Raw genomic sequence first — 19,041 nt, 5'->3', positions numbered from 1 at the left:
GGGTCTCGGGCGAGCTCCTTGCCGCGCTTGCGAGAGACAAGGTCCGGTCTTCTTGCTAGGTTCCGTGGAATGAGCCTGTCCCTCCACCCCGATACACCTCGAGCCGGGACATTGCCGAGCGCGGCCCCAGGCGAGGTCGCCTCCGGCGACACGGCGGGGCGCGGAATCCGGACCCGGCTCTTCGCCAAATACGTCGCGCTTTTCGTGGCGGTCGTCGCCATTGCGCTGCTCGCCAATGGCCTGTTCGAGGTCTACTTCTATTATCGCGAGCACAAGGCCTCTCTGATCCGGGTCCAGCACGAGCAGGCCGAGGCGGCCGCTGCCAAGATCGGCCGGTTCGTCAAGGAGATCGAGAGCCAGCTCGGCTGGACCACGCAGCTGCCCTGGTCGGGCGGCTCGATCGAGCAGCGCCGGTTCGACGCGCTGCGCCTGTTGCGCCAGGTCCCTGCGATCACCGAGCTGGCCCAGGTGGATTCGACTGGCAAGGAGCGGCTGCGGGTCTCGCGGCTGGCGATGGACGTGCTCGACAGCGGGATCGACCTGTCGAGCGATCGGAAGTTCACCGAAGCGGTCGCGCGCAAGGTCTATTACGGGCCGGTCTATTTTCGCCGGGAGTCCGAGCCCTACATGACGCTGGGGCTGGCGGGCGCACGCAAGGATGCCGGCGTCAGCATCGCCGAGGTCAATCTCAAGCTGATCTGGGACGTCGTGTCCCAGATCAAGGTCGGCGAGCGCGGTAACGCCTACGTGGTCGGCCCGGAGGGCCGCTTGATCGCGCATCCCGACATCAGTCTCGTGCTGCGCAACACCGACATGTCCGGCCTTGCGCAGGTACGCGCCGTGCAGGCCGGCGGCGCCATGCCTGACGTGCTTTCCGAGGCCCACAACATCCAGGGGCAGAAGGTGCTGACCGCATCGGCCCCGATCGAGCCGCTGCGCTGGACCATGTTCGTCGAGCTGCCGGTCGAGGAAGCCTATGCCGCGCTCTATGCTTCGCTGCAGCGCCTTGCAATCGTGCTGCTCGCGGCATCCATCTTCGCGGTGCTGGCCGGGATCTTCCTGGCGCGTCGCATGGTCGGGCCGATTCAGGCGCTGCGGAGCGGCGCGGAACGAATGGGCGGTGGTGATTTCTCCCAGCGCATCTCGATCAATACCGGCGACGAGCTCGAAGGTCTCGCCGACCAGTTCAACGACATGAGCGCGTGCCTGCAGGAATCCTATGCGGACCTCGAGAACAAGGTCGAGCAGCGGACAGCCGAATTGCGGGAGTCGCTCGAGCAACAAACGGCGACGTCGGAGGTGCTCGAAGTCATTAGCTCCTCTCCGGGAGAGTTAGAGCCGGTGTTTCAGAAGATGTTGGAGAATGCTACCCGCGTCTGCGGTGCGAATTTCGGCACGATGAATCTGTGGGACGGCCAGAAATTCAACATCGTCACCGACTACAACATTCCGCCCGATTTCTCCGCCTTCCGTAAGCGGACTCCGATCTTCCCACATCCAGGAACGACGCTGGCTGCAATCATCGCGACGCATCAGCCCGCGCAGATCAACGACTTGAGGGAAAGTCCCGGGTACAAGGCCGGTGTTCCCTTTGTCGTCGGAATGGCCGACGTTGCCGGCGCCCGAACCCTTCTCTCCGTACCCATGCTGAAAGAGGATGATCTGATCGGCGCGATGACGATTTTTCGACAAGAGATTCGCGGCTTCACGGACAAACAAGTCGCGCTGGTGGAGAACTTTACCAAGCAAGCCGTCATCGCGATCGAGAATACGCGCCTGCTGAAGCAATTGCGCGAGCGTACGACCGAGCTATCGCAATCGCTCGACAATCTGCGCACCGCGCAGGACCGCCTGATTCAGACCGAGAAGCTCGCTTCCCTCGGCCAGCTCACCGCCGGCATCGCCCACGAGATCAAGAACCCGCTCAACTTCGTCAACAACTTCTCCGCGGTCTCGACCGAGCTGATCGACGAGCTCAACGAGATCCTGCAATCGGCCGCGCTCGACGGCAAGACGAAGGAGGAGGTCGACGAGCTGACCGGCATGCTCAGGGCCAATCTCGACAAGGTGGTGCAGCACGGCAAGCGCGCCGATTCCATCGTCAGGAACATGCTGCTGCATTCGCGTCAGGGTTCCGGCGAGCATCGCGCCGTCGACATCAATGCGGTGGTCGAGGAGAGTCTCAATCTCGCCTATCACGGCGCGCGCGCCGAAAGGCCTGCCTTCAACGTCACGCTCCAGCGCGATTTCGACCCGGCTGCCGGCATGATCGACGTCTATCCGCAGGAGATTACGCGCGTCTTGCTGAACCTGATCTCGAACGGCTTCTATGCCGCGGCCAAGCGCAAGGAGAGCGAGGGCGATGCGTTCGAGCCCACCTTGCGCGCGGCAACGAAGAATCTCGGAGACAGGGTCCAGATCCGGATTCGCGACAACGGCACCGGGATTCCAGCCGAGGTGAAGGAAAAGATGTTCAATCCCTTCTTCACCACCAAGCCGGCCGGCGAGGGCACGGGACTCGGCCTTTCCATGAGCCACGACATCGTGGTGAAACAACACGGCGGCACGATCGACGTGAACACCACACAAGGTGTATTCACCGAGTTCATCATCACGCTGCCGCGGACGATGGCAGCGGGCGACACTTCCGGAGGAAAGTCTTGAACGTTTACATCCTGGTCGTCGATGACGAGCCCGACGTCGAGGCACTGTTTCGGCAGCAGTTCCGGCGCGACCTGCGCGCCGGCCGGTTTCAGATGGAGTTTGCGCTCTCGGCCCCCGAGGCGCTCGAGCGCGCTGCCGAGGTTCGTGATCCCTCGCTGATCCTGATCCTGTCCGACATCAACATGCCCGGCATGAGCGGGCTCGACATGCTGCCGAAGGTGCGTGCCGCGCATCCCGATGTTCCCGTCATCATGATCACGGCCTATGGCGATGCCGAGACGCGCCGCAAGGCGATCGAACGCGGCGCCGTCGGGCTCCTCACCAAGCCGATCGACTTTGCGCTGCTGCGCCAGGAGATCGATACGAGGCTCGAGCAAGCCGCATGACTGCGACCATCCTCTTCGTCGACGACGAGCCGGATCTCGAGGCGCTGATCCTGCAGAAATTCCGCAGGCAAATCCGCGATGGGCGGCTCGCGCTGATCTTTGCGCGCGACGGCCTGGAGGCGCTGGAAGCGCTGGAGCAGAATCCGCATGTCGACATGGTGGTCTCCGACATCAACATGCCGCGGATGGACGGCCTGTCGCTGCTCGCGAAGCTCCAGGAGGCCGAGGAGAAGAAGTCGATCATCATCGTCTCGGCGTACGGCGACATGAGCAACATCCGCACCGCCATGAACCGCGGTGCGTTCGACTTCCTGACCAAGCCGATCGACTTCGCCGACCTCGAAGCCACGATCGAGAAGACCGTCCGCCACGTGGAGATGCTGCGCGAGGTGCGGCGGCGCCAGATGGAAGCCGAGCGCGCCCATGCCTCGCTGTCGCGCTTCTTCTCGCCGGAGATCGCAAGGCGGCTGGCCGCGAACGTCGATGGCGACGGCATCGAGGTGCAGTGGCGCGATGTCGCCACCCTGTTCACCGACATTACCGGATTCACCTCGCTGGTCGAGACCGCGCCTCCGCAGACGCTGGGCGAGCTCCTCAACGAATATGTCGGCGGCATGACCGAGATCGTCTTCGCCCATGAGGGGACGGTGGCCAAGATCATCGGCGATGCGATCCAGGTGCTGTTCAACGCCCCCGGCGACCAGCCGGACTATGCAACGCGTGCGGTCGCCTGTGCCCATGCCCTCGACGCCTGGGCAGAGGATTTTTCGGCGCGCTGGAAGGCAAGAGGCGTGAACTTCGGAGCCACCCGCATCGGTGCCCATGCCGGTCCGGCACTGGTCGGCAATTTCGGCGGCAACCGCTTCTTCGATTACACCGCCTATGGCGACACCATCAATATTGCGGCCCGGCTTGAGGCGGCGAACAAGCATCTGGGGACGCGCATTTGCGTCAGTGTCAGCGTGGCAGAAGCCGCTGCAAACTTCCACGGCCGCCCCGTGGGCGACCTGATGCTGCGCGGACGCAGCGAGCCGCTGCGTGCGTTCGAACCGCTACCGCAGGCGAGGTTCGAAGCGCCGGCGACCGCGCAATATGCCGAGGCCTTTGCCAAGATGGAGGCCGGCGACGCCGCCGCCATGCCGTCGTTCGCCGCGCTGGTCGGCATGCACGCCGAAGATCCGCTGGCCGGTTTTCACCTGAAGCGCCTGCTCAACGGCGCCAAGGGCACTCGCATGCAACTGGAATAGGAGTCCGTCATGACGCGCGAATTCTCGGCCGGCAATTATCGTTTCATTCCGTCCGTGTTCCAATATTCCGCCGGTGCTGCCGCGGATGAGGGCTACGAGATCGAGCGGGTTCGGTTCGACCGCCTGGTGCCGCTCGCGGAAGGATTTGCGCTGGCGGCAAAGTTCATCCAGGAGGCGGGCCGCCCGCTGACGGCGTTCTGCGCCTGCGAGCTGCGCTCGCCCGCGGCCTTCAGCGAGGAAGGCTTTCGCGCGTTCAATCTGCACTATGTGAAGACGCTGTCCGAATGGGGCATCTTCGACGGCACCACCAATCCGGTGGCGCGCAGCAATGTCTGTCCGGAGATCGATCCGTCGTCGGAGCCGTCGTTCTATGCGTTCTCCTTCACGCGTCCGGCGCGGTCAAATTTGCCGAGCTTCGTCATCGCCGGCGGCGCCGAGGCGCGCGAGGGCAGCGGCACCTATGTCGAGCGCACGGTGCGCTACCGCGACCTCAGCCCGGAGGGGCTGCGCGAGAAGGTGCGCTTCACCACCACGTCGCAGATGGAAAACCGGATGGCGGCCTTCGGCTTCGGCTGGAAGGATACGACCGGCGTGCAGGCCTATTCCGTGCACGACTTTCACCACGCGCTGGTGGACGAGCTGGTCCGCCGCGGCGCGCTCCGTTCCGGGCTGACCTGGCATTTCGCCCGCCCGCCGGTGGTCGATCTGGAATTCGAGATGGATTGCCGCCGCGTGCTGCGGGAAGTGGTGATCTGAGGCTCGACGCTCGTCCTTCGGCTATTGTTATCGCCTCAGCGCTGCCTAGGGTCGAGTGCGTCGCGCAGCCCGTCGCCGAGCAGGTTCAGCGACAGCACGACGAGGAAGATCGCAAGGCCCGGCCAGATTGCCATCCAGGGCGCCTGGGTCAGGAAGCGTTGTGCCGCGTTGAGCATGCTGCCCCACGACGGCGCCGGCGGCTGCTGGCCGAGGCCGAGGAAGGAGAGGGCGGCTTCGGCGATGATGGCCGCAGCGATCGAGAGCGTCGCCTGCACCAGAAGTGCCGGCAGGATGTTCGGCAGGATGTGCGAGAGCGCGATCCGCCACGGCGGATTGCCGAGTGCGCGCGCGGCCTCGACATAGTCTTCGGCTTTGACGACGAGCACCTGGCCGCGGGTCAGGCGGATGAAGATCGGCGTCGCCGAGATGCCGATCGCGATCATGGCATTGCCGAGGCTCGGGCCGAGGAACGCGGCGAGTGCGATCGCCAGGATCAGGAACGGGCAGGCCAGCATCGCATCTGTAATGCGGCTGATCAGCGCGTCGGTGAAGCCGCCGCGGTAGCCGGCAAGGAGACCGAGCGGCACACCGATGCCGAGCGCGATCGCGACCGAGATCAGGCCTGCGAGCAGCGAGGCGCGCGCGCCGTAGACGACGCGGCTGAGGATGTCGCGGCCGAGCTCGTCGGTGCCGAACCAGTGGGCCGAGGTCGGCGGTTTGCGCACCAGGCTCCAGCTCGTCGCGATGGGATCATAGGGCACGATGAGCGGAGCGAGCACGGCAAGGACGATGAATATCGTGAGCACGACGAGCCCGAACACCGCCGCCTTGCGCTTGAACAGCCGCCGACGCGCGCGGCGGGCCGGGCTATCCAGCTCGTCGGCTCGCGTGAGAGGGCTCGGCAGCGCGGCGTCGGTCATGGATCAGCCCCGGAGCCGCGGATTGACGAGGATGTATGCGATGTCGGCCACCAGATTCAGCGTGATGTAGACCGTGGCCGTGACCAGGACGACGCCCTGAACCACGGCATAATCGCGGTTGAATACGGCATCCACGATCAGCTTGCCGAAGCCGGGAATGGAGAAGATCTGCTCGGTCAGGACCGCGCCGGAGAGAAGCGTACCGAGCTCGAGCGCGCCGAGCGTGATGACGGGGGTCAGCGCATTGCGCATGGCATGCTTGAGGATCACCGTGCGCTCCAACAGCCCTTTGGCGCGCGCGGTGCGCACGTAGTCGCTTTCCAGCACCTGAAGCATGGCGCTTCGCGTATGCCGCATCAGGATCGCGGCGATCGCATTGCCGAGCACGAAAGCCGGCATGATGGTGACGGCCAGGCTTGCGCGCCAGTTCTCGGTGAGCGGCACGTAGCCGGAAGCCGGCAGCCATCCAAGCTCGATCGAGAACAGGAAGATCAGCATGATCCCGAGCCAGAAGTTCGGCGTCGAGATGCCCCACAGCGCAAAGAGATTGGCGCCATAGTCCCAGGCGGAACCCTTCTTCACGGCCGCGACGATGCCCGCGGGAATGCCGATCAGCAGCGCGATCAGGATCGCCATCGAGCCGAGCTGCAGCGTCACCGGCAGCTTCTGCGCGATCAGCTCGCGCACCGGCATCTTGTTGCGCAGCGACTCGCCGAAATCGCCCGAGAGCACGCCCTTGATCCAGTAGGCGTACTGCACCGGGACGGGCTGATCGAGCCGGTACTGGCGGCGGATCTGCTCGATCACGGCGGGATCGCGCTCCTCGCCCGCCATCACCAGCGCGGGGTCACCCGGCAGCAATTGCTGCAGCGAGAAGATCAGCACCGAGACGAAGAACAGCGTCGGCACGATCTGCACAAGGCGGCGGGCGAGGAAGTTCAGCATGGTCCCACTCGTGTCCCGGGCGAAGCGCAACATGCAATGTTGCGCTGCTGAACCGGGACCCAGTCACGGTTCGTTGTTGCCATGGGTCCCGGCTCTGCGGAGCAGCGCTTGCGCGCTGCACCGCGTCCGGGACACGGACTGAATGTCGGGCCGATCACTTCAGCTTGAGGCCGACAACGCGGACGAGGCCGTCCGGCATTTGCCTATAGCCTTCGAGCTTGGTCGTGTGCGCGATGATGATGCGGCGGTGGTAGAGGTAGAGGATGGCGTGATCTTCCAGCTCCAGCTTCGCAAGTCTCTCGTAGGCGGCCTTGCGCTGAGCCATGTCCGACGTACGGCGGGCATCGTCGAGCGCCTTGTCCGCGTCGGCATTGGCCCAGGCGCTGTAGTTCTGCGGCGCATCCTTGCGCAGGAACACGTAGGAATTCCCATCGGGATCGATGCGTCCGCTCCATGCGAGCATGAAGGCCTGGTATTCGCCGGACTCGGCCTGCTTCAGCGACGTCGCAAACTCGGTGACGCGGATCTTCATATCGAAGCCCGCCTCGCTCGCCATGGATTGCACCACCTGAGCCACCGCTTCGGTCTCGGCACCCTTTGGTACCAGGAAGTCAACGCTGACTGGCCCAGTGACGCCGGCTTCCTTCAGGAGCGCCTTGGCTTTGGCGATGTCGCGGCCGTGGATCGGAAATGCGCCCTGATAATAGGGGTGATCGGGATTGACCCATTGGTTGCCCGGCTTGAATTCGCCGTTGAACACCACCTGGTTGATCGCCTCGCGATCGATCGACCAGTCGAGTGCCTGCCGCACCTTGGCGGATTGGCTGAGCGGGCCCTTGGCCTTGTCCTTGCCGATGTTGAGCGTGATGCCCTGATAGCCCAGCTCGATGGCGGTCGCGACCTTCAACCGCGAGTCGGCGCGCACCTCCTTGAGGTCGGTGGCGAGCACGCGCTCGATCAGATCGAGGCCGCCGGATTTCAGGTTTGCGAGCCGCACGGTGGCGTCGACAATCGGCTGGAACACGATCTTGTCGATGAAGACGTTGTCCTTGTTCCAGTAGTCGGCGAATTTCTCGAACACGATGCGGTCCTGCTGCACGCGCTCGACGAACTTGTAGGGGCCGGCGCAGATCGGGCGGAGGCCGAACTTGTCGCCGGCCTCCTTGGCCGCCTTCGGCGACATCATCATGCCGGCGCGGTCGGTGAGTTGAGCGAGCAGCGGCGAGAACGGCGACTTCAACACAAGCTTGATCGTGAGGGGATCGACGATTTCGACGTGATCGACCGAGGCGAGCTCCGGCTTGCGGAACGAGCCGGGGAACGTCAGATGCCGCTCCAGCGAGAATTTTGCGGCCTCGGCATCGAACGGCTCACCGTCGTGGAATTTCACGCCGGGCCGCAGCTTGATGACCAGCGCCTTGCCGTCGTCGGCGGTTTCGCTCGAGAGCGCCAGCTGCGGCACGATGTTGAGCTTCTCGTCGATGTCGAACAGCTTGTCGCAGAAGGAGGAGAACACGATGCGGCCGACATAGGTGCGCGCCATCGTGGGGTCGAGGATATCGGGGTCTTCGGCGAGGCCGATGCGCAACGTGGTCTGGGCCTGCGCGGCCCCGATCGACACCAGCACAGCGGCGGCTGTTGCGGCCAGGCGAAACATCTTCATCGGTCAATCCCCATTGCTTCGGCTATTTCGTTGCGGACGCGGCGTACTGTATACCAGCCCCGGCGGGGCTGCTGCCCTCCGCCTTTCGGCTGAAGGCCGCGACCAGTTTTGTAAGCGCCGGCGAAAACCCGCCGGCGGTGGGTAGAATGGCGTCTCCAGACGGCAGCTCCGCGGTGCGGTGACAGGCGGTGGCGTGGCCCGTGCGGTCGGCTAGAAGCGCAGGCGCCTCGCTGCGGCAGCGCTCGATCACGAACGGGCAGCGGGTGTGAAAGCGGCAGCCGGCGGGCGGATTGAGGGCGCTCGGGATTTCGCCCTCCAGCAGCACCGTCGTTCGTTTCGCCTTCGGCTGTGGCAGCGGGATCGCCGACAGCAGTGCGCGGCTGTAGGGGTGGCGCGGCGCGGCGAACAGCGCGTCGGCTTCCGCGGTCTCGACGATCTGGCCAAGATTCATCACCGCGACGTGGTCGGCGATGTGCTTGACCACCGCGAGGTCGTGCGAGACGAAAATGTAGGCGAGCCCGAGCCGGTCCTGCAGCTCGCGCAGCAGGTTCAGGATCTGGGAGCGGATCGAGACGTCGAGCGCCGAGACCGGCTCGTCGCAGATGATGAGCTTCGGCTCGACCGCGAGTGCGCGGGCGATGGCGATGCGTTGGCGCTGGCCGCCGGAGAATTCATGCGGATAGCGGCGGGCGAGGCGCGGCTCCAGCCCGACCAGCCGCAGCAGTTCGGCAACGCGCTCGGCCCGCCGCGCCGGCGGCACCAGATCGTGCAACGCCAGCGGCTCGGTCAGGATCTGGCCGACCGTCATGCGCGGATTGAGCGAGGCGTAGGGGTCTTGGAAGATGATCTGCGCCTCGCGGCGGAAGGCGCGCAAGGTCCCGGCGTCGAGCGCGAGCAGGTCGCGGCCGTCGAAGCGGATCGTGCCGGCATCCGGCTCGATCAGCCGCAGCACCAGGCGGCTGACGGTGGACTTGCCGCAGCCGGATTCGCCGACGAGCGCCAGCGTCTTGCCGGCCTCCAGCGAGAAGGACACGCCATCGACGGCCTTGACGTGCGCCAGCGCGCGGCCGAGCAGCGACCGCTGAGCGACGAAATGCTTGACCAGGCCTTCAACCTCGAGCAGCGCCATCACGACACCAGCAATTCGAGCGGCGCGCGGATGCAGCGCGAGAGATGGCCGACGCTGACTTCGACCAGCGGCGGCGGCGCCCTGGTGCAGGCGTCGAGCACGAAGGGACAACGCGGGGCGAAGCGGCAACCGGCGGGCGGCTGTGCCATGTTCGGCACCATGCCTTCGATCGTCGCAAGCTGCTCGGCGCGGTGGTCGAGCCGCGGGATCGAGCCGAGCAGGCCGACCGTGTAGGGATGCTGCGGCGCGGAGAACAATTCATCGACCGGCGCACGCTCGACGATCTCGCCGGCATACATCACCGCGACCTCGTCGCAGACCTCGGCGACGACGCCGAGATCGTGGGTGATCAGGATGATCGCGGCGCCGCTCGCGGCCTTCAGCTCGCGCATCAGCTCAAGGATCTGGGCCTGCAGGGTGACGTCGAGTGCGGTGGTCGGCTCGTCCGCGATCAGCAGCCGCGGGTCGCAGGCGAGTGCCATCGCGATCATGACGCGCTGGCGCATGCCGCCGGAGAGCTTGTGCGGGTAATCGTCGATGCGACGCTCGGGCGAAGGGATATGGACGCGGCGCAACAGCCCGATCGCGCGCTCGCGCGCGCTCTTGCGCGAGCCGCCCCGGTGACGCAGGATTGTCTCGATGATCTGGTCGCCGATCGTGAAGCTCGGATTGAGCGAGGTCATCGGCTCCTGGAAGATCATCGCCAGCCGGTTGCCGCGCAGATCGCGCAGCGTCTGGTCCGGCGTGGTCAGCAGGTCGAAACCGTCGAAGCGGATCGCGCCGGATATTTCCGCGCTCTGCTTCGGCAGCAGGCCCATGATCGCCAGCGACGTCACGCTCTTGCCACAGCCGGATTCGCCGACCAGGCCCAGCGTCGCGCCATTGGCGACACTGAGATCGACGCTGTCGACCGCGTGGGTGATGCGGCCGTCGTCGCCATGGAAGCGGATACGCAGGTCCTTGATCTCGATGAGGGGGCTGGCGCTCATGATCGTCTCGCGCGCGCCGCTTCGATGCTGGCGTCGATGACGCTACGATCGGTGTTGCCGGCCGGGTTCTGCCGCGTCGGCATGGAGGCGCGGAAATGCACCCAGAGCTCGTGGCTGACGCGCTCGAGCCGTTCGAGCTCACCGATCGGATCGGGATGGTCGTCGGCGCGAATGTCGAGGGCCGGCCATTCCTCCTCGCCGTGGATCACGAGCGCGGCCGACTGCTTGCCGCGCTTGTCGCCGCCGGCGGCTTCGCCGGCGCGCATCGCCGCGAGCAGGCGGCGCGGGAACGGCAGGCTGTCGCTGGCGATATAGGTCTTTGCGGTCTCGTCGAGCACGTCGGCCCCGGCGAGCATGTTGCCGGCGATCGAGAAGCCGCTGCCCGCGACGTGGCCGCACCAATCAACGCAGTCGCGCCCGGTATGCGCGGCGATTGCGCCGCTGGCATCCATGATATGGACCTGGCGGCTCTCGCGGCCGTCATCGGCCGCCAGCAGGGTGGCGAGCACGTCGTGGGCGTTGAGGCCCTCACGCAACAGCTTGACGCCGTCGATGCCGTAATAGGGATTGACGAAGGCCTGCGTCGCGATGGCGCCGAGGCCGGCGGCGACGTAGGGCACGCGCGCGCCGACGGCGAAGAAGCGGGTCGCAACCGCGATGCCGAACTGGCCGGTGGCAGGATCGCGCGCGATGATCGACCAGGTCATGTGCTGCCTTCAGCGTCCCGCCGCGTAGCCCTGCATGCCGCGCGGATTGGCGGCGGCGCGCCGGCGCGAACCCACGCGTGAGGCCGCGGTGAGGCGGCCTTCGGACCAGTCGGGGCCGACCTCGACGATATGTCCGCGCTCGCGCAGGTTCTCGATGGTTGCCTTCGGCACGCGGTTCTCGACCACGAGCACCCCGGGACGCGCGGTGCGAGGCCAGAACGAGATCGGGAAATGCTCGGAATGCCAGGCCGGCGCGTCGATCGCTTCCTGGAGATTGAGGTTGCAATGGACGTGGCGCAGGAAGAATTGCGTGATCCACTGGTCCTGCTGATCGCCGCCGGGCGAGCCCCAGGCGAGGTAAGGCTCGCCGTCGCGCAGCGCCATGCTCGGAGAGAGGGTGGTGCGCGGCCGCTTGCCCGGCGCGAGCGCGGCGGGATGACCTTCCTCCAGCCAGAACATCTGGGCGCGGCTGCCGAGGCAAAAGCCGAGCTCGGGAATGATCGGTGAGGATTGCAGCCAGCCGCCCGACGGCGTCGACGACACCATGTTGCCGTCCCTGTCAATGATGTCGAAATGCACGGTGTCGCCGCGGACCTCGCCGAAGCGGCCCACAGTCGGCTCGCCGGCGCCGAGCGCGCCGACCGCCTCGCGCTGGCCCTCGGCGCGACGCAGCTTGACGACACCGCCGAAGCCCTCGACCGAGCCCGGAATGAAATCGAGCGAAGCCTTGTCGGTGACGAGCTTGCGGCGCTCGTCGTTGTAGGTATCCGACAGCAGCGTTTCGATCGGGATCTCGTTGAACTTGGGATCGCCGTAGAATTTTTCACGGTCGGCAAAGGCGAGCTTGGCGCATTCGATCTGGAGATGGATGAACTCCGGCCCTGTCGGGTCGAGGCCGTCGAGCGCAAAGCCCTTCAGCAGCGCGAGCTGCTGCAGGGTGACCGGGCCCTGGCTCCAGACGCCGGCCTTGCAGACCGTGTAGCGGCCGTAATCATAGGTGAGCGGCGCTTCGACGGTCGGCTGCCAGCGCGCCATGTCGTCGGCGGAGAGCACGCCGCGATGCGGCGAGCCGCTGACGTCCATCACCTCCTCCGTCCGGCAGAACTTGTCGATAGCTTCCGCGACGAAGCCTTGCGACCACGCTTTGCGCGCGCGCTCGATCTCGGCATCGCGGCCGCCGGCGCCGCTTTCCGCTTCGCTCAGGATCCGGGCGTAGGTCGCAGCCAGCGTCTTGTTGGTGAACAGCGTGCCGGGCTTCGGCACTTCGCCGTTCGGCAGGTAGACGGCGGCCGAGGTCGGCCAATGCTTGCGGAACAATTGTTCGACCGTCTGGATCGTGGCGCAGGCGCGCTCGACCAGCGGATAACCGTCGCGGGCGTAGGAGATCGCGGGCTCCAGCACGTCGCGCACGCGCATCGTGCCGTAGTCGCGCAGCAGCATCATCCAGGATTCGAAGGTGCCGGGAACGCAGGCGGCGAGGAGGCCCGTGCCCGGCACCATGTCGAGGCCCTCGCTTCTGTAATGCGCGATGGTGGCCCGCGCCGGCGCCGGGCCCTGGCCGCAGATCACCTCGGTGCGGCCGCGCTTGACGTCATGCACGATGATGGGCACGTCGCCGCCGGGACCGTTCAGATGCGGCTCGACCACCTGGAGCGTGAAGGCGGTGGCGACGCCGGCATCGAAGGCATTGCCGCCCTTTTCCAGGATGGCCATGCCCACGGCCGTCGCAATCCAGTGCGTCGAGGCGACGACCCCGAACGTGCCCTCGATCTCGGGCCTCGTCGTGAACGGATCGGGATTGATATTACTGCCCATGGGAGTTCACCACCTTATTTCCGGCGCGCGCAATTGATCACAGGGCCACGCCGCCGCCAAATGCACAGGCTGCATGGCACGCGCGCGTCACGCCGGGACCGGCGCGGTGTTGACCGCATGGCAGGCGACGCCGCCGATCAATTCCGGCGTCTCCTTGCGGCAGAGATCGAACGCCAGCGGGCAGCGCGGATTGAAGGCGCAACCGGAGGGCGGGTTGATCGGGTTCGGGATCTCGCCCTTGACCGGAACGCGCTGGCGGCCGCTCATGGCAAGATCAGGCACGGCGCCGAGCAGCATCTTGGTGTAAGGCATGCGCGGATTGGCGAACAGCGCGCGTCCGTCCGCGATCTCGACGATGCGGCCGAGATACATCACGCCGACGCGGCTCGCCATGTGGCGCACCACGGCGAGGTTGTGGCTGATGAACATGTAGGTCAGGCCGAGCTTGTCCTGGAGGTCGCGCATCAGGTTCAGGATCTGCGCCTGCACGGAGACGTCGAGCGCCGAGGTCGGCTCGTCGCAGACGATGAATTCGGCGTCGGAGGCGAGCGCGCGCGCGATCGCGATGCGCTGGCGTTGGCCGCCGGAGAATTCGTGCGGATATTTCAGCCGGTCGTCCGGATGCAGGCCGACGAGGCTGAGCAGCTCGCCGACGCGAGCCTGGATGTCGCGCTCGCCCTGGATCAGGTCGAAGGCACGGATCGGCTCGGAGATGATGGCATCGACGCGGAAGCGCGGGTTCAGGCTCGCATAGGGATCCTGGAAGATCATCTGGATGCGCCGGCGCAGCTTCCGCCGCGCTGGCGCCTGCCGTGGGTCGGTCATCGAGATGCCGTCGATCAGCACGTCGCCTGCGCTTGGCGGCAGCAGGCCGACGACCATCCGTGCCACCGTGGTCTTGCCGGAGCCGGACTCGCCAACCAGGGCAAACGTCTCGCCCTTCCTGATGTCAAAGGTGACGTGATCGACTGCCTTGAGGTATTCGAGATGTCCGCCTTCGAGTACGCGGTTGAGCCAGGGTTTCGAGACGTCGAAGACGCGGCGCAGGTTTGTGGCCTGGACGAAGGGAGCGCTCATGCCACGCTCTCCGCCGGCACGTCGTCATAGAGGTGGCAGGCCACCGATTGCGCGCCGCGCGGCAGCGGCTCCGGCCGCTCGACACGGCAACGATCGAAGGCGAAGGCGCAGCGCGGATTGAACGAGCAGCCGCGCGGAATCGCCGACAGGCGCGGCATAGAGCCCGGGATCTGCACCAGGCGCTTGTCCTCGCCCGCAAGTGTCGGGATCGCGCCCATCAGGCCCTTGGCATAAGGATGCAGCGGATTCTTCACGATGTCCTGCACCGGGCCGATCTCGGCGACACGGCCAGCATACATCACGGCGACGCGGTCCGAGGTCTCGGCGATCACGCCCATGTCGTGCGTCACCAGCATCACCGCGGTGCCGTGGTCGCGCCCGAGGCGCTTGATCAACGAGATGATCTGCGCCTGCACGGAGACGTCGAGCGCGGTGGTCGGCTCGTCGGCGATGATCAGCTCGGGCTCGGCACAGATCGCGAGCGCGATCACGACGCGCTGACGCATGCCACCGGAAAACTCGTGGGGATAGCCGTCGATACGCTTTTCCGGCGCGGGAATGCCGACTTCGGCCAGGAGGTCGATGGCGCGGCGGCGGGCGGCCGACTCGGACAGATTGAGGTGGGTGCGGATCGTCTCCACGATCTGGTCGCCTACCTTGTAGAGCGGATTGAGCGACGTCAGCGGATCCTGGAAGATCATGCCGATGCGCTTGCCCCTGATGCGGCGAATCTCCTCCGGCGGCAGATTGTCGATGCGCAGGCCCGCGAGACGAATCTCGCCGCCGGCAATGCGGCCGGGCGGATCGATCAGGCCGATCACCGCGAGGCCGGTGACGGACTTTCCGGCTCCGGACTCGCCGACGACGCCGAGCACCTCGCCCTTGGCGATGTCGAAGGAGACGCCGTCGATGGCGCGCAGCGTGCCGCGGCGGGAGGCAAACTCCACGTGAAGATCGCGCACGGAAAGGACGGGTTCGGTCATGGACGAGGCGTATTCATCGAAGCTTCGGATTGAGCGCGTCGCGCAGCCAGTCGCCGAGCAGATTGATCGACAGGATCAGCGCCGCGAGCGCGAGCCCCGGGAAGGCGACGATCCACCATTCGCCGGCGAACAGATAATTGTTGCCGATGCGGATCAGCGTGCCGAGCGAGGGCATGGTGTCGGGCAGGCCGACGCCGAGGAAGGACAGCGTCGCCTCGGTGATGATGGCGAGCGCAAGGTTGATGGTGGCGATGACCAGGATCGGGCCCATCGTGTTCGGCAGCACGTGCCGCAGCATGATCTTCGGCGCCGGCAGGCCGATCAGCTGCGCGGCGGCGACGTAGTCCTTGTTCTTCTCGACCATCACGGAGCTGCGCACCGTCCGGGCATAGCCGACCCAGAAGCTCAGGCCGATCGAGATCACCAGCACCACCAGCATGCTGGTGGCGTCCAGCCGGTTGCCGAGGATTGATTTCGCGATGCCGTTGACCAGCAGCGCGATCAGGATCGCAGGGAATGTCAGCTGCACGTCGGCGATCCGCATGATCACGCCGTCCACTGCGCCGCCGAAATAGCCGGCGATCAGGCCGAGGGCGATGCCGAGCGCGCCGGCGAAGATCACGCCGGCGACGCCCACGGCGAGCGAGATGCGCATGCCATAGAGAATCGCGGAGAACACATCGCGGCCTTGCTCGTCGGTGCCGAGCAGGAACGGGCTCTGACCGTCCGCGGTCCACAGCGGTGAAATCCGCGAATTCATCAATTGCAGCTGTGCCGGATCGAACGGGTTCTGCACCGCGAGCACGGATGCAAAGATCGCAAGCAGGAAGAACAGGACCGTGATGGCCGCAGCCACCATGGTGAGCTTGGAGCGGCGGAACGAATAGAACAAGTCGCTGTCGAGCGTGCGGCTGAACCAGCCCTGGGCGGCCTGCACCGGCTGCGCGCTCTGCTTGTCGGAATTGGAGACGATTGCGTCGGACATGCAGGCTGCCCTATGCGGCGCGACCGACGGTCGAGCGCAGGCGCGGATCGACCACCGTGTAGAGGATGTCGACCACCAGATTGATGGTGACGAAGATCAGTGAAACCATCAGCAGGTAGGCGGCCATGATCGGAATGTCGACGTTCTGCACGGCCTGGACGAACAGAAGCCCCATGCCCGGCCATTGGAACACGGTTTCGGTGATGATCGAAAATGCAATAACCGAGCCAAACTGAAGCCCTGCTACGGTGATCACCGGAATCAGCGTGTTCTTCAGCGCGTGGCCGAAATGGATCGCACGCGTAGTCAGCCCCCTCGCGCGGGCGAAGCGGATATAGTCGGTCCGCAACACTTCCAGCATCTCCGCGCGCACCAGCCGCATGATCAGGGTCATCTGGAACAGGCCGAGCGTGATCGAAGGCATGATCAGCGCCTTCAGTCCCGACACCGTGAGCAGGCCGGTCGTCCACCAGCCGAGCTTGACCACCTCGCCGCGGCCGAACGAGGGCAACCAGCCCAATGTCACGGCGAACAGGTAGATCAGGAGAATGCCGATCAGGAAGGTCGGCAGCGAGATGCCGATCAGCGAGACCGCCTGGAATAGTTTGGCCAGCACGGTATCGCGCTTGAGCGCCGAATAGACGCCCATCAGGATGCCGAACACCATTGCAAACACGGTCGCACAGATCGCAAGTTCCAGCGTCGCGGGCATGCGCTCCATCAACAGCGTCGCGACCGGCTGGCGGAACTGGTAGGAGACGCCGAACTTGAACTGCGCCGCATCGGCAAAATAGCGCACGAACTGCACCGGCACGGGGTCATCGAGGCCGAGCGACTTGCGCACGATCGCGCGTTCGGCGGCCGAGGTGTCGATCGAGACGATCTGGTTGACGGGGTCGCCGGCGAAGCGGAACATCGAGAACGCGATGATGCCGACGGCGAACATGACGCCGATGGCCTGAACGGCGCGGCGAAGCGTGAAAGCGAGCATGCCTTCCACTGTCCTTGGGTGAGCGTACGGCCGACGTCCTTGGCGGCCGGAAAAGAAAGGTCCCGGAAGGCGGATGCCGCCGGGACCTCGTGTTCAACCGATCCTATTCCTTCTTGGTTGCCCAGTGGAACATGACGAGATTGTCGGCGCGCTGCGGCAGGTTCACCTTCTTCGATACGCCCCAGGCCAGCGCCTGCTGGTGCAGCGGGATGTAGGACCAGTCCTTCATGCCGATTTCGTAGGCCTGCTTGATCAGCTGGTTGCGCTTGGCGGTGTCGGTTTCGACCAGCACCTTGTCGGTGATGGCATCGAACTCCTTGTTGCAATAACCGCCGAGATTGGCCTCGCCGCGCGAGGATTTCGCATCGTCGCGGCAGCCCATGATGTCGTAGAGCACGTTGTGGGAGTCCATCGTGCTCGGGGTCCAGCCCAGCAGGTAGAACGAGGTCTGGTAGCCGCCCTGCTTCAGCACCTTGGCGAAGTACTGCGCCTTCGGTTGCGCCAGGAGATTGATCTTGACGCCGATGCGGGCGAGCATGCCGACCACGGCCTGGCAGATCGCGGCGTCGTTGACGTAGCGATCGTTCGGGCAGTCCATGGTGACCTCGAAGCCGTCGGGGTAACCGGCTTCTGTCAGGAGCTTCTTGGCGCCGTCAGGATCGAATTTCGGCCGCGTGAACTCCTTGGACAGCACGAACAGTTCCGGTGCGATCATCAGCGCCGACGGCGTCGACAGCCCGCGCATCACGCGCGTCTTGATCAGCTCGATGTCGATCGCCTTGTAGAAGGCCTCGCGGACGCGGACGTCCTTGAACGGGTTCTTGCCCTTGATGTTGGAGTAGAGCAGCTCGTCACGCATCTGGTCAAAGCCGAGGAAGATGGTGCGCAGCTCCGGTCCCTTCAGCACCTGGGCGTTCGGGCTGGAATCGACGCGAGAGATGTCCTGGATCGGAACCGGCTCGATGACGTCGACTTCGCCCGAGAGCAGGGCGGCGACGCGGGTGGCGTCGGAAGCGATCGGGGTGAAGATGATCTCCTTGAGATTGCCCTCGACCTTGCCCCAGTAATTGGGATTGGCCTTGAACACCGTCTTCACGCCGGGCTGATGGCTTTCAATGATGAAGGGACCGGTGCCGTTCTCGTTCAGTGAGGCATAGCTCGGCGTGGTCGCCGCCACCGGCGTCGGATCGACGACGTTGTTCTCCTCGGCCCATTTCTTGTTCATGATGTACCAGACATCCCACGCGTTATGCAGAATGGGATTTGGCGAGGGCAGGACGAAGTCGACGGTGTAGTCGTCGACCTTGACCACCTTGACGTCCGGCGCAAGGCGGGTCTGCATGTTCGACCCCTTCTTGCGGACGCGATCGGCCGAGAACACCACGTCGTCGGCGGTGAAGGGGTTGCCGTTGTGGAATTTCACGCCCTTGCGCAAATGGAAGCGCCAGCGCGTCGGCTCCGGGGTTTCCCAGCTTTCCGCCAGCGCCGGAATGATCTTGAGATCCTTGTCGCGCGCGGTGAGGCCCTGATAGACGTGGCCGAGATGAGCGTGGGTGGTGCTCTCGTTCAGGGTATAGGGATCGAGCGACTTCAGGTCACCCTGGTTGGCATAACGTAGCGTCTGGCTGGACGCTGGCGAGACCGCCAACGCAAGCGTGCCGGCGAGCGTCGCCGCAAACAGACTTTGACCGATCGACATTCTTGACCCTCTCCACACTGCTACGCCGGTGATTTTTGATTGTTCGGCGGGCTGACTGATCCATGTTGCCCAGAGTTCTCGACCC

General features: G+C 65.3%; 16 protein-coding genes. 4 read left to right on the top strand and 12 right to left on the bottom strand.

Going from position 1 to position 19,041, the window contains the following annotated elements:
• The first annotated feature begins 69 nt into the window (after positions 1-69).
• The 4 genes from ACM43_RS31735 to cnbZ are packed head-to-tail and all read left to right on the top strand — an operon-like array spanning position 70 to position 5,053.
• Complete coding sequence (locus ACM43_RS31735) at positions 70-2,664, top strand: ATP-binding protein (RefSeq protein ID WP_271545390.1); 2,595 nt, start codon at positions 70-72, stop codon at positions 2,662-2,664.
• Positions 2,661-3,050 carry a response regulator gene (locus ACM43_RS31730; protein ID WP_025034870.1) on the top strand — a complete coding sequence of 130 codons (390 nt, stop codon included), beginning with the start codon at positions 2,661-2,663 and terminating at the stop codon, positions 3,048-3,050. The genes ACM43_RS31735 and ACM43_RS31730 overlap by 4 nt, the downstream gene beginning before the upstream one ends.
• A complete protein-coding gene (locus ACM43_RS31725) occupies positions 3,047-4,297 on the top strand; it encodes an adenylate/guanylate cyclase domain-containing protein (protein ID WP_271545389.1) in 1,251 nt (416 codons plus the stop codon). The genes ACM43_RS31730 and ACM43_RS31725 overlap by 4 nt, the downstream gene beginning before the upstream one ends.
• 9 nt (positions 4,298-4,306) lie before the next feature.
• Positions 4,307-5,053 carry a 2-amino-5-chloromuconate deaminase CnbZ gene (gene cnbZ, locus ACM43_RS31720; protein WP_271545387.1) on the top strand — a complete coding sequence of 249 codons (747 nt, stop codon included), beginning with the start codon at positions 4,307-4,309 and terminating at the stop codon, positions 5,051-5,053.
• A gap of 35 nt (positions 5,054-5,088) precedes the next feature.
• Here the strand turns inward: cnbZ and ACM43_RS31715 are convergent, their stop codons facing one another.
• The 12 genes from ACM43_RS31715 to ACM43_RS31660 form a co-directional block, all read right to left on the bottom strand.
• Complete coding sequence (locus ACM43_RS31715) at positions 5,089-5,973, bottom strand: ABC transporter permease (protein ID WP_271545385.1); 885 nt, start codon at positions 5,971-5,973, stop codon at positions 5,089-5,091.
• 3 nt (positions 5,974-5,976) lie between these two features.
• Positions 5,977-6,918, bottom strand: a complete 942-nt coding sequence (locus tag ACM43_RS31710; protein ID WP_025034874.1) for an ABC transporter permease — start codon at positions 6,916-6,918, stop codon at positions 5,977-5,979.
• A gap of 154 nt (positions 6,919-7,072) precedes the next feature.
• Positions 7,073-8,581: an ABC transporter substrate-binding protein gene (locus ACM43_RS31705; RefSeq protein ID WP_271545382.1), complete on the bottom strand. Its 1,509-nt coding sequence runs from the start codon at positions 8,579-8,581 to the stop codon at positions 7,073-7,075.
• A gap of 22 nt (positions 8,582-8,603) precedes the next feature.
• Entirely contained in the window at positions 8,604-9,710 is a 1,107-nt protein-coding gene (locus ACM43_RS31700) for an ABC transporter ATP-binding protein (protein WP_271545380.1), read from the bottom strand.
• The gene (locus ACM43_RS31695; RefSeq protein ID WP_271545379.1) at positions 9,710-10,699 is read right to left on the bottom strand and encodes an ABC transporter ATP-binding protein; all 990 of its coding nucleotides are present in this window, start codon (positions 10,697-10,699) and stop codon (positions 9,710-9,712) included. The genes ACM43_RS31700 and ACM43_RS31695 overlap by 1 nt, the downstream gene beginning before the upstream one ends.
• Positions 10,696-11,406, bottom strand: a complete 711-nt coding sequence (locus ACM43_RS31690; RefSeq protein ID WP_271545378.1) for a DUF1028 domain-containing protein — start codon at positions 11,404-11,406, stop codon at positions 10,696-10,698. Before ACM43_RS31690 ends, ACM43_RS31695 begins: the two co-directional genes overlap by 4 nt.
• Before the next feature lie 9 nt (positions 11,407-11,415).
• Positions 11,416-13,221 (bottom strand): gamma-glutamyltransferase family protein, encoded by a 1,806-nt coding sequence (locus tag ACM43_RS31685; protein WP_271545377.1) that lies wholly within the window; start codon positions 13,219-13,221, stop codon positions 11,416-11,418.
• Between the two features lie 87 nt (positions 13,222-13,308).
• Positions 13,309-14,298 (bottom strand): ABC transporter ATP-binding protein, encoded by a 990-nt coding sequence (locus tag ACM43_RS31680; protein WP_271545376.1) that lies wholly within the window; start codon positions 14,296-14,298, stop codon positions 13,309-13,311.
• Positions 14,295-15,281, bottom strand: coding sequence for an ABC transporter ATP-binding protein (locus ACM43_RS31675; RefSeq protein WP_271545375.1), 987 nt, complete (start codon positions 15,279-15,281; stop codon positions 14,295-14,297). The genes ACM43_RS31680 and ACM43_RS31675 overlap by 4 nt, the downstream gene beginning before the upstream one ends.
• 13 nt (positions 15,282-15,294) lie before the next feature.
• The gene (locus tag ACM43_RS31670) at positions 15,295-16,266 is read right to left on the bottom strand and encodes an ABC transporter permease (RefSeq protein WP_157281122.1); all 972 of its coding nucleotides are present in this window, start codon (positions 16,264-16,266) and stop codon (positions 15,295-15,297) included.
• 10 nt (positions 16,267-16,276) lie between these two features.
• Positions 16,277-17,257 carry an ABC transporter permease gene (locus tag ACM43_RS31665; RefSeq protein ID WP_036025775.1) on the bottom strand — a complete coding sequence of 327 codons (981 nt, stop codon included), beginning with the start codon at positions 17,255-17,257 and terminating at the stop codon, positions 16,277-16,279.
• Between the two features lie 103 nt (positions 17,258-17,360).
• On the bottom strand, positions 17,361-18,956 hold the full coding sequence (locus ACM43_RS31660; protein WP_157281124.1) for an ABC transporter substrate-binding protein: 1,596 nt from the start codon (positions 18,954-18,956) through the stop codon (positions 17,361-17,363).
• Positions 18,957-19,041: the final 85 nt, after the last annotated feature.

The organism is Bradyrhizobium sp. CCBAU 45321 (assembly GCF_028128975.1).
GTDB lineage: Bacteria > Pseudomonadota > Alphaproteobacteria > Rhizobiales > Xanthobacteraceae > Bradyrhizobium > Bradyrhizobium yuanmingense.
This window is presented reverse-complemented; position numbering and strand designations above follow the sequence as displayed.